The 12,772-nt window shown below is 71.1% G+C and carries 10 protein-coding genes; 9 read left to right on the forward strand and 1 reads right to left on the reverse strand.

The features are described 5' to 3' along the window. Positions 1-73: 73 nt before the first annotated feature. From ACFVGW_RS11150 to ACFVGW_RS11160, 3 genes are all read left to right on the forward strand, one after another. The gene (locus ACFVGW_RS11150; protein ID WP_385851990.1) at positions 74-2,413 is read left to right on the forward strand and encodes a HelD family protein; all 2,340 of its coding nucleotides are present in this window, start codon (positions 74-76) and stop codon (positions 2,411-2,413) included. A gap of 366 nt (positions 2,414-2,779) precedes the next feature. Then, on the forward strand, positions 2,780-4,216 hold the full coding sequence (locus ACFVGW_RS11155) for an NAD-dependent malic enzyme (protein ID WP_385851760.1): 1,437 nt from the start codon (positions 2,780-2,782) through the stop codon (positions 4,214-4,216). 379 nt (positions 4,217-4,595) lie between these two features. Next, a complete protein-coding gene (locus ACFVGW_RS11160; protein WP_017237029.1) occupies positions 4,596-4,877 on the forward strand; it encodes an HU family DNA-binding protein in 282 nt (93 codons plus the stop codon). A gap of 272 nt (positions 4,878-5,149) precedes the next feature. Here ACFVGW_RS11160 and murA read toward each other — a convergent pair whose 3' ends face one another. Then, entirely contained in the window at positions 5,150-6,490 is a 1,341-nt protein-coding gene (gene murA / locus ACFVGW_RS11165; protein WP_352187417.1) for a UDP-N-acetylglucosamine 1-carboxyvinyltransferase, read from the reverse strand. Between the two features lie 264 nt (positions 6,491-6,754). On the opposite strand from murA, the gene ACFVGW_RS11170 reads away from it, so the two are divergent. The 6 genes from ACFVGW_RS11170 to ACFVGW_RS11195 all read left to right on the forward strand — a co-directional run bounded on the left by ACFVGW_RS11170 (position 6,755) and on the right by ACFVGW_RS11195 (position 12,771). After that, positions 6,755-7,315 carry a YqgE/AlgH family protein gene (locus ACFVGW_RS11170; protein ID WP_352187418.1) on the forward strand — a complete coding sequence of 187 codons (561 nt, stop codon included), beginning with the start codon at positions 6,755-6,757 and terminating at the stop codon, positions 7,313-7,315. A 30-nt stretch (positions 7,316-7,345) separates the two neighbouring features. Then, positions 7,346-7,636 (forward strand): DUF3039 domain-containing protein, encoded by a 291-nt coding sequence (locus ACFVGW_RS11175; protein WP_260229605.1) that lies wholly within the window; start codon positions 7,346-7,348, stop codon positions 7,634-7,636. 228 nt (positions 7,637-7,864) lie between these two features. After that, entirely contained in the window at positions 7,865-9,208 is a 1,344-nt protein-coding gene (locus ACFVGW_RS11180; protein ID WP_385851761.1) for an extracellular solute-binding protein, read from the forward strand. Between the two features lie 5 nt (positions 9,209-9,213). Beyond that, positions 9,214-10,161: a carbohydrate ABC transporter permease gene (locus tag ACFVGW_RS11185; protein ID WP_385851762.1), complete on the forward strand. Its 948-nt coding sequence runs from the start codon at positions 9,214-9,216 to the stop codon at positions 10,159-10,161. Continuing rightward, positions 10,158-10,997, forward strand: a complete 840-nt coding sequence (locus ACFVGW_RS11190) for a carbohydrate ABC transporter permease (RefSeq protein WP_383227954.1) — start codon at positions 10,158-10,160, stop codon at positions 10,995-10,997. The genes ACFVGW_RS11185 and ACFVGW_RS11190 overlap by 4 nt, the downstream gene beginning before the upstream one ends. Positions 10,998-11,001: 4 nt before the next feature. After that, entirely contained in the window at positions 11,002-12,771 is a 1,770-nt protein-coding gene (locus ACFVGW_RS11195) for a beta-N-acetylhexosaminidase (protein WP_385851763.1), read from the forward strand. Position 12,772 lies beyond the last annotated feature (1 nt).

A 12,772-nucleotide genomic window follows, 5' to 3' on the forward strand; every position in this document is an offset into this window, starting at 1 on the left:
GGCGTACGCTCGACGGCTGCCCAGTGCACGTCAGAAGGGGGCCTCAGTGGCCGCGCAGGAAGCCGTGGAGGCCATGGCCGCCATGGACGCCACCGACACGGTCCGGGACCGTGAGATCGGTGTCGAGCAGGAACATCTGGACAAGGTCTACCGCCGCCTCGAGGAGAAGATCCACGAGGCGGAGTTCCTGATGAACGACGCCGCCAAACGCGGCCAGGTCGGTACCCCCGGCGCGCTCGCCGAGCGGGACGCCCAGGTCTTCCGGGCCGGCGTGCACCTCAACCGGCTCAACAACGAGTTCGAGGACTTCCTCTTCGGCCGCATCGACCTGCTGTACGGCAAGGACGGCAAGAAGGGCCCCGACGGCGCGTACACCTCCGTCGAGCCCGCCGAGGACGCCGTACGGCCGGACAACACGGCCGAGATCGGCGAGACCCTCCACATCGGCCGGATCGGCGTCCTCGACTCCGACTACGCGCCGCTCGTCATCGACTGGCGGGCCCCGGCCGCCGCGCCCTTCTACCGCTCCACGCCGGTCGACCCCGGCCGCGTGGTGCGCCGCCGCGTCATCCGCTCCAAGGGCCGCAAGGTCCTCGGTGTCGAGGACGACCTGATGCGCCCCGAGCTGACGGCGACCCTCGACGGGCACGAGCTGCCGGTGATCGGCGACGGCGCCCTGATGGCCGCGCTCGGCCAGGCCCGCAGCCACACCATGCGCGACATCGTCTCCTCCATCCAGGCCGAGCAGGACCTGGTCATCCGCGCGCCCGCCGCCTCCATCACGTACGTCGAGGGCGGCCCGGGCACGGGCAAGACGGCGGTCGCCCTGCACCGGGCGGCCTACCTGCTCTACCAGGACCGGCGCCGGTACGCGGGCGGCATCCTGATCGTCTCCCCGACACCGCTGCTCGTCTCGTACACCGAGGGCGTCCTGCCCTCGCTCGGCGAGGAGGGCCAGGTCGCGATCCGCGCGCTCGGCTCGCTGGTGGACGGTGTCGAGGCCACCACGTACGACGAGCCGGCCGTGGCCCGGGTCAAGGGCTCCTCCCGCATGCTCGCCGTCCTGCGCAAGGCGGCCCGCGGCGCCCTGGAGACCCCGGCTCCGCAGCACCGGGCCCAGCCGACCCTGGACGAGGAGGAGGCCGCCCCGGCCCCCGCGGGCACCCCGACCCGCCTGCGGGTCGTCGCCTTCGGCCGCCGTCTGGAGCTGGAGGCGGACGAGCTCCAGCGCATCCGCCACAACGTGCTCGGCGGCTCCGCGCCCGTCAACCTGCTGCGCCCGCGCGCCCGCAAGCTGCTGCTCGACGCCCTGTACGCCAAGTCCGGCGCCGTGGGGCGGCACAGCGACCCCGAGCTCGCCGCCGAGCTGCGCTCCTCCTTCGACGAGGACGTCTCCACCGAGGACGCCTTCCTCGGCTTCCTCGACGCCTGGTGGCCCGAGCTCACTCCCCGCCAGGTCCTCGACGCGATGGCCGACGAGAAGCGCCTCGGCCGCTGGGCCCGGCGCGTCCTCAACCAGGGCGAGGTCCGGCGGCTCGCCCGCTCGCTGCGCCGCGAGGGCCTCTCCGTGCACGACGTGGCGCTCCTCGACGAGCTGAACACGCTCCTGGGCACTCCGGCCAGACCGCGAAGAAAGCGGGAGTACGACCCGCTGGACCAGCTCACGGGCCTGGAGGAGCTCATGCCCGTACGGGAGGAGACCCAGCGCGAGCGGGCCGAACGGCTGGCGGCGGAGCGCACCGAGTACGCGCACGTCATCGTCGACGAGGCCCAGGACCTCACGCCCATGCAGTGGCGCATGGTGGGACGGCGCGGCCGCACCGCGACCTGGACGGTCGTCGGTGACCCGGCACAGTCCTCCTGGTCGACCCCGGACGAGGCCGCCGAGGCCCGCGACGAGGCGCTCGGCTCCCGCCCGCGCCGCCGTTTCGAGCTGACCGTGAACTACCGCAACCCCGCCGAGATCGCCGAACTGGCCGCCAAGGTGCTCGCCCTCGCCATGCCCGGCAAGGAGTCGCCCCGCGCGGTCCGGTCGACCGGTGTGGAGCCCCGCTTCGTGGCGGTAGCCGGCAAGGACGATCTGGCCGGAACCGTACGGGCGGAAGCGCGGAGACTGCTCGAACGGGTGGACGGAACGGTCGGTGTCGTGGTCGCCATGAACCGCCGTGAGCAGGCCGCCGGCTGGCTCGCCGACCTCGGCGACCGGGTCGTGGCGCTGGGCTCCCTGGAGGCCAAGGGCCTGGAGTACGACGCCACCGTGGTCGCCTCGCCCGCGGAGATCGCGGACGAGTCCCCGGCCGGACTGCGGGTCCTGTACGTGGCGCTGACCCGCGCGACACAGCAGCTCACCGTGGTCTCGGGTGCCCGTGACGTACCGGACGCGGACGGTGTTCCGGACCTGCTCAGGGACTGATTTCTGGTCAACCTGCGTCGCAGGAATCACTTACCAGGGTGGTTTGTTAGCCTGTCTATGGCACCGGCTCGATCCAAGCCCCCGGGCCCAACCTTCGTCCCTTAGAGGGACCACTTGCCGCGAGGCGAGCATGGCGGGTCGGTGCCATCTTGTACGTACATACAGAAGAGGTCCGCGTCACCCACGGGTGATCGCGGACCTCTTCTGTTTCCCCACAAGTTCTCGTATGGTGGAAACTACTTTCCGAAAACAAAATGACCGCATTACCTGCTACCGGCTGGTAGGTGCGACGATCGGAGGGCGCCGCCGGGCAACCAGCCGGGGCGGCGTAGCAACGAAGCTCAGGGAAAGCAGAGGAACTCGGCCATGGCAACGGCGCCCAGCGTCTCGTACTCGATGACGGTCCGGCTGGAGGTTCCCGCCAGCGGAACCGCGGTCTCCCAGCTCACCACGGCGGTGGAGTCCCACGGCGGTTCCGTCACCGGCCTCGACGTGACCGCCTCCGGCCACGAGAAGCTCCGGATCGACGTCACCATCGCCGCGACCTCGACCGCACACGCCGACGAGATCGTCGCGCAGCTGCGCACCATCGAGGGCGTCGTCCTCGGCAAGGTCTCCGACCGTACGTTCCTGATGCACCTCGGCGGCAAGATCGAGATGGCGTCCAAGCACCCCATCCGCAACCGTGACGACCTCTCCATGATCTACACCCCGGGCGTGGCCCGGGTCTGCATGGCGATCGCCGAGAACCCCGAGGACGCCCGCCGCCTCACCATCAAGCGCAACTCCGTCGCAGTCGTGACGGACGGCTCCGCGGTCCTCGGCCTGGGCAACATCGGCCCCATGGCCGCCCTGCCCGTCATGGAGGGCAAGGCGGCCCTCTTCAAGCGCTTCGCCGGCATCGACGCCTGGCCGATCTGCCTGGACACCCAGGACACCGACGCCATCGTCGAGATCGTCAAGGCCATCGCCCCCGGCTTCGCGGGCATCAACCTGGAGGACATCTCCGCCCCCCGCTGCTTCGAGATCGAGGCCCGCCTGCGCGAGGCCCTCGACATCCCCGTCTTCCACGACGACCAGCACGGCACCGCCATCGTCGTCCTCGCCGCCCTCACCAACGCGCTGCGCGTCGTCGGCAAGAGCGTCGGGGACGTACGGGTCGTCATGTCCGGCGCGGGCGCCGCCGGTACGGCCATCCTGAAGCTCCTCATCGCCGCGGGCGTCAAGCACGCCGTCGTCGCCGACATCCACGGTGTCGTCCACGCCGGCCGCGAGGACCTCGTCGAGGCCGCCCCCGGCACCCCGCTGCGCTGGATCGCCGACAACACCAACCCCGAGGGCGTCACCGGCACCCTCAAGCAGGCCGTCGTCGGCGCGGACGTCTTCATCGGAGTGTCGGCCCCGAACGTGCTCGGCGCGGACGACGTCGCCGCCATGGCGGACGGCGCGATCGTGTTCGCGCTCGCGAACCCGGACCCCGAGGTCGACCCGGCAATCGCCCGTCAGACGGCGGCCGTTGTGGCCACCGGCCGCTCCGACTTCCCGAACCAGATCAACAACGTGCTCGTCTTCCCCGGTGTCTTCCGCGGCCTGCTGGACGCCCAGTCCCGCACCGTCAACACGGAGATGATGCTCGCGGCCGCCTCCGCGCTCGCCGACGTCGTCACCGAGGACGAGCTCAACCCGAACTACATCATCCCGTCGGTCTTCAACGACAAGGTCGCCGGCGCCGTCGCGGGCGCCGTCCGCACCGCCGCCAAGGCGGCCGGCGCGGGTGCCGGCAACGGGACGAACGGGCTCTGAGAGAGCCCCGACACCACGTGCGGCGGGCCGGAACGGGGCCTGGAAAGGTCCCTGGCCCGCCGCCGAAACGGCGCGTCGGAAGGCGCCGCGCCGTAGATCCGCCGTAGGGTGGCGCCTCGGCTCCAAAGAGTTTCGGCGGAGTCGACGGAACGTCACCACGCCAGAGCCCGTGGCGCTTTTCGTGTGACCCCAGAGGGTGCCGGATTGGCGTTCCCGCCGCTGGTGGGGGCAGGATGCCTATTCGGGCGCGAGGGTCTGTCACCAGACCCGGGTCCGGGGACTGTCCGAGGGCCCTGGCAGCATCGGCTTCGCTGTGCCCATACATGCGGCTCCGCCGCATGGCACGCCTCACAGGCAAGAAGAACACGGGAGTAACAACATGAACCGCAGTGAGCTGGTGGCCGCCCTGGCCGACCGCGCCGAGGTGACCCGCAAGGACGCCGACGCCGTGCTGGCCGCTCTCGCCGAGACCGTCGGCGAGGTCGTCGCCAAGGGCGACGAGAAGGTCACCATCCCCGGCTTCCTGACCTTCGAGCGCACCCACCGTGCCGCTCGCACCGCTCGTAACCCGCAGACCGGCGACCCGATCAACATCCCGGCCGGCTACAGCGTGAAGGTCTCCGCGGGCTCGAAGCTCAAGGAAGCCGCCAAGGGCAAGTAAGCCTGCAGGCACACCGCCGAAGGCGCCCAGGCGGGCTTCTAGGCAACAGAGAGGGCGGCCACCCTGTTCAGGGTGGCCGCCCTCTTGTGCGCCCGTCTGAGCGCCTCACACGGGTGCGCACGCCCGCGCCGCCGCAGCCCGCGCCCGCCCGAAGGCCGCGCCCGCCCGCAGCCCGCAGCCCGCAGCCCGCGCTGCCCGGCAGCCGACGAGGCCCCCGCACCCAGGACAGGGGTGCGGGGGCCTCGTCGCGCGGTGCGGTGCCCGGGTGCGCGTCAGACGAGCGCGCTGCCCGGCAGCTCGACCTTCGCGCCCAGCTCGACGAGCTTCTCCATGAAGTTCTCGTAGCCGCGGTTGATCAGGTCGATGCCGTGGACCCGGGACGTGCCCTGGGCCGCCAGCGCCGCGATCAGGTACGAGAAGCCGCCCCGGAGGTCCGGGATGACCAGATCGGCGCCCTGGAGCTTCGTCGGGCCCGACACGACCGCCGAGTGGAGGAAGTTCCGCTGGCCGAAGCGGCAGTCCGAGCCGCCCAGGCACTCCCGGTACAGCTGGATGTGCGCACCCATCTGGTTCAGCGCCGAGGTGAAGCCGAGCCGCGACTCGTACACCGTCTCGTGGACGATGGAGAGCCCCGCGGCCTGCGTCAGCGCCACCACCAGCGGCTGCTGCCAGTCGGTCTGGAAACCGGGGTGCACGTCCGTCTCCAGGGCGATCGCGTTGAGCGAACCGCCCGGGTGCCAGAAGCGGATGCCCTCGTCGTCGATCTCGAAGGCGCCACCCACCTTCCGGTACGTGTTGAGGAAGGTCATCATCGACCGCTGCTGCGCGCCGCGGACGTAGATGTTGCCCTCGGTCGCCAGCGCCGCCGACGCCCAGGACGCGGCCTCGAGACGGTCCGGGAGCGCGCGGTGCGTGTAGCCGTCGAGCTTGTCGACACCGGTGATCCGGATCGTCCGGTCCGTGTCCATGGAGATGATCGCGCCCATCTTCTGCAGGACGCAGATCAGGTCCTCGATCTCGGGCTCCACGGCCGCGTTGGAGAGCTCGGTGACGCCCTCCGCCAGGACGGCGGTCAGCAGCACCTGCTCGGTCGAGCCGACCGAGGGGTACGGCAGCCGGATCTTGGTGCCGCGCAGCCGCTGCGGGGCCTCCAGGTACTGGCCGTCGGCGCGCTTCTCGATCGTGGCGCCGAACTGGCGCAGCACGTCGAAGTGGAAGTCGATCGGCCGGCCGCCGATGTCGCAGCCGCCCAGGCCCGGGATGAAGGCGTGGCCGAGGCGGTGCAGCAGCGGGCCGCAGAAGAGGATCGGGATGCGCGACGAACCGGCGTGGGCATCGATGTCAGCCACGTTGGCGGACTCGACGTGCGTCGGGTCGAGGACCAGCTCGCCCGGCTCCTCGCCGGGGCGGACCGTCACCCCGTGCAGCTGGAGGAGTCCGCGGACCACGCGGACGTCACGGATGTCGGGCACATTGCGCAGCCGGCTCGGCCCGCTGCCGAGCAGGGCGGCGACCATCGCCTTGGGCACGAGGTTCTTCGCGCCGCGGACGCGGATCTCGCCCTCCAGCGGGGTTCCGCCGTGGACAAGCAGTACATCGTCTGTGCCGGTCATGAATCTCGCGTTCCGGAGAGGTCGGGCAGGGGGCCAGGGAAAAGGGTAAGGGGCATAGGCCCCCCGCTTGGAAGCCTCGGGGCGCCTCACAGATGTAATGAATTCGGCACAACACCCTCTGTTCACACGATCTTGCGGAGTGTCACCGTCCGTTTTTCGCCCCGGACGCCCGGCGCGGCCCCTCTGAACTGCACGGGTCGCCGGTCTGTCCGTACTCTGCCGGTCGACCCCCGCGCAGGGCGAAGATGCGGGATCATGTGTCGCATGACCGAGGTGTCCTCGCTCACAGGACGGCTGCTCGTCGCCACCCCCGCCCTGGCCGACCCCAACTTCGACCGCGCGGTGGTGCTCCTCCTCGACCACGACGACGAGGGCTCCCTCGGCGTGGTCCTCAACCGGCCGACCCCGGTCGCGGTCGGCGACATCCTCGCGCCCTGGGCCGACCTGGCCGGCGAGCCGGACGTGGTCTTCCAGGGCGGGCCGGTCTCCCTGGACGCGGCCCTCGGCCTCGCGGTCATCCCCGGCGACGAGGGCCCCCTCGGCTGGCGCCGGGTCTTCGGCGCGATCGGCCTGGTCGACCTGGAGACCCCTCCCGAGCTGCTCGGACCCGCGCTCGGCTCCCTCCGGATCTTCGCCGGCTACGCGGGCTGGGGCCCGGGTCAGCTGGAGACGGAACTGGGCGACGGAGCCTGGTACGTGGTCGAGTCCGAACCGGGCGACGTCTCCTCCCCGCGCCCCGAGACCCTCTGGCGCGAGGTCCTCCGCCGCCAGCGCAGCGACCTCGCGATGGTGGCGACGTACCCGGACGACCCGTCGCTCAACTGACCCGGCCGGTCCCCAGTACCCTTGGGTCCCATGAGCACTCTCGAGCCCGAGCGCGGGGCAGGTACGGGAACCCTCGTCGAGCCGACGCCGCAGGTGTCCCACGGTGACGGTGACCACGAGCGCTACGCCCATTACGTCCAGAAGGACAAGATCATGGCGAGCGCCCTCGACGGCACTCCCGTGGTGGCACTGTGCGGCAAGGTCTGGGTGCCGGGGCGTGACCCCAAGAAGTACCCCGTCTGTCCCATGTGCAAGGAGATCTACGAGTCCATGGGCTCCGGCGGCGGAGACAAGGACAAGGGCGGCAAGGACAAGAAGTAGGACGGTCCTGGCGGTCGGGACGGCCCCCGGCGCGCGCACTTCGGTGCGTGTGCCGGGGGCCGTCCGCGTTCGGGGGTCCTCTGGTGGTGCGTTGCACGGGGTGCTTCGGCCGGTCACAGAGTGGTTGAGACCACTTGTCCGGGCGTGGGTCCACCCCTAACCTCTCGCGTGTTGTGCAGCACGAAACGCTCGTTGCGTATGTTGCAACACCATCGGAGGGGACCCGTCATGAAGCTTCCTGCCCTCCCCCGAGCTCTCGGCTTCGCTCGAGCAGGGGGGACCCCCATCGCCGCCACCGTCACCGCACTCCTGCTGGCCGGCCTCACCGCCACCGCCTGCGCCCCGCAGACCTCCGACGGCGGCGCCGCGGCGGACGAGAAGACCGGCACCCTGCGCGTCTGGCTCTTCCAGGAGGTCGACAACACGCCGAAGAAGCAGGTCGTCGACGCCGCGATCGCCGCGTTCGAGAAGCGGAACGCGGGGGCGCGGGTCGAGGTCGAGTACATCCCCGTCGAGACCCGCGCCCAGCGAGTCAAGGCCGCCTTCAACGACCCGAAGTCCGCCCCCGACGTCATCGAGTACGGCAACACCGACACCGCCGGCTACGTGAAGGACGGCGGACTCGCCGACGTCAGCGCCGAGTTCGGCGCCTGGTCCGAGGCCAAGGACACCGACCCCACGGCCAGGTCCTCCGTCACCGTGGGCGGGAAGATCTACGGCGCACCCCTGTTCGTCGGCGTCCGCGCGCTGTACTACCGCACCGACGTCTTCAAGGACCTCGGCCTCACCCCGCCCAAGACCCAGGACGAGCTGATCTCCACCGCCAGGAAGATCCGCAAGGCCCGGCCCGAGCTGTACGGGATGGCCGTCGGCGGTGCCAACACCTACGGCGCGATGCCGTTCCTCTGGGCCAACGGCGGTGAACTCGCCACACAGGAGGGCGGTGTGTACCGCGGCGCCGTCGACTCCGAGGCCGCCCGCAAGGGCATCACCTCGTACACCTCGCTCTTCGGCGACGACAACTGCCCGGCCGCCAAGTGCGCCCAGATGGGCGGCAACGCGACCGTCACCGCCTTCGCCTCCGGCAAGGCAGCGATGGTGATCGGCGGCGACTTCGTCCGCGCGGCGGTCGACGCGGGCGAGGCGAAGGGCAGGTACGCCGTCGTGCCGCTGCCCGGCCTGACGCCCGGCTCGATCGCCCCGGCGTTCGCGGGCGGCAACAACATCGGGGTGATGAAGAGCAGTTCCCACCGCACCCTCGCCGTCGACCTGATGAAGTCCCTGGCCGGCAAGGAGACGCAGGGCAAGCTCTTCGACGCCATGGGGTTCCTGCCGACCTTCACCGACGTACGGACGCAGGCGGCGCAGAAGGAGCCCTTCGTGAAGCCGTTCATCGACACGCTCGGCGCCGGCACCAGGTTCGTCCCCGCGTCCCCCGGCTGGGGCCAGATCGACGCCTCGCTGGTGCTGCCGACGATGTTCCAGGAGATCGTCAGCGGCCGTAAGGACGTGAACGCGGCCTCGGAGGCCGCGGCGACGAAGATGGACGCGGCGTTCGCGGCCGCGGGCTGACCGGCATGACCCTGACCACCACGAAGGCCACGGCGGTGGAGACGGCGCCCGCCGCCCGCCCGCCCAGCCGCCCCCCGGGGCGGGGCGGCTGGACGCCCTGGCTCTATCTGCTCCCCGCGCTCGTCGTCCTCGGCGGGCTCCTCGTCTACCCGATCTACCAACTCGGGCTCATCTCCTTCCTGGAGTACACCCAGGCCCAGGTCAGCGGTGGCGAGCCCACCTCCTTCCGGGGCTTCGGCAACTACGCCGCGCTCTTCTCCGACCCGCAGTTCTGGCAGGTCCTCCTCGCCACGGTCCTGTTCGCCGCCGCCTGCGTCGTCGCCACGCTCGCCGTGGGCTGCGCGCTCGCGGTGCTCCTGACCCGTGTACGGGCCGTGCCCCGGCTCGCGCTCATGCTCGCCGCGCTCGCCGCCTGGGCCACCCCGGCGGTCACCGGCTCCACGGTCTGGGTCTTCCTCTTCGACCCCGACTTCGGACCGGTCAACCGGCTGCTCGGGCTCGGCGACTTCTCGTGGACGTACGGCCGCTACAGCGCCTTCGCCCTGGTCCTCTTCGAGGTCGTCTGGTGCTCGTTCCCGTTCGTGATGGTCACCGTCTACGCGGGCGTCAAGGCCATCCCGTCGGAGGTCCTGGAGGCCGCGGCGCTCGACGGCGCCTCGCAGTGGCGGATCTGGCGCTCGGTCATGGCGCCGATGCTCCGGCCGATCCTGGTCGTCGTCACGATCCAGTCGGTCATCTGGGACTTCAAGCTCTTCACCCAGATCTACGTGATGACGGGCGGCGGCGGGATCGCCGGCCAGAACCTCGTCCTCAACGTGTACGCGTACCAGAAGGCCTTCGCCTCCTCCCAGTACAGCCTGGGTTCGGCGATCGGCGTCGTCATGCTGCTGATCCTGCTGGCGGTGACGCTGGTCCATCTCCGTCTGCTCCGCCGTCAGGGAGAGGAACTGTGACCTTCCTACGCATCCGCCGCCCCGGGCGGCTCGCGGCGGAGGCCGCCGCCCTCCTCGTCGCGGCCGTGGTCGCCTTTCCCGTGTACTGGATGGTCCTCTCGGCCTTCAAGCCGGCCGGCGAGGTCCAGTCGGCGCATCCGCGGCCGTGGACCCTGTCCCCGTCCCTCGACTCCTTCCGGCGCGTCTTCGAACAGCAGGATTTCGGCCGGTACTTCCTCAACTCGCTGATCGTCGCCTGCGCGGTCGTCGTCGCCTCCGCGCTGATCGCCTTCCTCGCGGCGACGGCGGTGACCCGCTTCCGCTTCCGTTTCCGGACGACGCTGCTCGTCATGTTCCTGGTGGCACAGATGGTGCCGATCGAGGCGCTGACGATCCCGCTCTTCTTCCTGATGCGGGACCTCGGCCAGCTCAACACGCTGGGATCGCTGGTCCTGCCGCACATCGCCTTCTCGCTCCCGTTCGCGATCTGGATGCTGCGCGGTTTCGTGAAGGCCGTTCCCGAGGCGCTGGAGGAGCAGGCGGCGCTCGACGGCGCGAGCCGTACGCGGTTCCTGTGGCAGATCCTCTTCCCGCTGGTCTTCCCGGGGCTCGTGGCGACGAGCGTCTTCTCGTTCATCTCGACCTGGAACGACTTCCTGTTCGCGAAGTCGTTCCTCATCAGCGACACCTCGCAGTCGACCCTCCCGATGGCGCTGCTGGTCTTCTTCAAGCCGGACGAGAACGACTGGGGCGGCATCATGGCGGGGTCGACCGTGATGACGATTCCGGTGCTCGTCTTCTTCGTACTCGTACAGCGCCGCCTGGTCTCCGGCCTCGGCGGGGCGGTGAAGGACTGACACGATGACCGACCCGACCACCGCACACGATCTGATCCCCGCGCCGCTGAGCGTCGAGGGACCGCACCGCCGCGGACTCGTCCTGGACCGGCGGACCACCCTCGACGCGGCCCCCGGAACCGAGACCGCCGAGCGCTGGCTGCGCACCACGCTCGGCGCCGCCTTCGCGCTCCCGCTGCCCGCAGCGGCCGGGGAGAACGCGCCCCACGGCATCCGGCTGCGCATCGACGACACGCTCGCCCCCGAGGCGTACCGGCTCCACGTCCTCGTGGACCAGGCCGTCGAGATCACGGGCGGCGGCCCGGCCGGGGTCTTCTGGGGCGCCCAGACGCTCCGGCAGCTCCTCGGGCCCGAGGCGTTCCGCACGGCACCCGTGAACCGCGAGGTCACCCCGGGCCTGCCCGTCCTGGGCATCGAGGACGCCCCCCGCTTCGCCTGGCGCGGGCTCATGCTCGACGTCGCCCGGCACTTCATGCCCAAGGGCGACGTCCTGCGCCAGCTGGACCTGATGGCCGCGCACAAGCTCAACGTCCTCCACCTGCACCTCACCGACGACCAGGGCTGGCGCGTCGAGATCAGGCGCCACCCGAGGCTCACCGAGGTCGGTGCCTGGCGCGCCCGTACGAAGTGGGGGCACCGGGCCTCGCCGCTGTGGGACGAGACGCCGCACGGCGGGTTCTACACCCAGGACGACATCCGCGAGATCGTCGCGTACGCCGCCGAGCGGCACATCACCGTGGTCCCGGAGATCGACGTCCCGGGCCACTCGCAGGCCGCCATCGCCGCCTACCCGGAGCTGGGCAACACCGACGTCGTCGACACGGCCGCGCTCACCGTCTGGGACACCTGGGGCGTCAACCCGAACGTCCTCGCGCCCACCGAGGCGACCCTCCGCTTCTACGAGGGCGTCTTCGAGGAGGTCCTGGAGCTCTTCCCGTCGACCTTCGTGCACATCGGCGGCGACGAATGCCCGAAGGACCAGTGGAAGGCGTCCCCGACGGCCCGGGCCCGCATCGAGGAGCTGGGGCTCGCCGACGAGGACGAGCTGCAGTCCTGGTTCGTCCGCCACTTCGACCGCTGGCTCGCCGACCGGGGCCGCCGCCTGATCGGCTGGGACGAGATTCTGGAGGGCGGGAGCCGAGCCGAAGGGCGCGCCGGTGTCGAGACCGACGAGGAGGAGGGAGGGAGGCACGACCGACCGTGCGACGAGGAGGGTCGGCACCGGGTACGAGCGCCCGGAGGCGAGACGACGACATTGGGCCTCGCGCCCGGGGCGGCCGTGTCGTCGTGGCGGGGGTACGGGGGAGGGGTCACCGCCGCCGAGGCCGGACACGACGTCGTCATGTGCCCCGAGCAGTACGTGTACCTGGACCACCGTCAGGCGCCGGGTGAGGACGAACCGATGCCCATCGGGTACGTACGGACCCTGGAGGACGTCTACCGCTTCGAGCCCCTGCCCCCCGGCCTGAGCCCCGAGGCCGCCGCCCACGTCCTGGGCGCCCAGGCCAACGTCTGGACCGAGGTCATGGAGAACCGCTCCCGCGTCGACTACCAGGTCTTCCCGCGGCTCGCCGCCTTCGCCGAGGTCGCCTGGTCCGCCCTGCCCGCGCCGGAGCAGCGGGACTTCGCAGGCTTCGAACACCGGATGACCGCCCACTACCGGCGCCTGGACGCCCTCGGCGTCGGCTACCGGCCGCCCTCCGGCCCGCTCCCCTGGCAGCGGCGCCCGGGGGTGCTCGGACGGCCCCTGGAGGGAGCGCCCCCGAACGTGTGAG

The sequence above is a fragment of the Streptomyces sp. NPDC127129 genome (genome assembly GCF_042671585.1).
Lineage (GTDB): Bacteria > Actinomycetota > Actinomycetes > Streptomycetales > Streptomycetaceae > Streptomyces.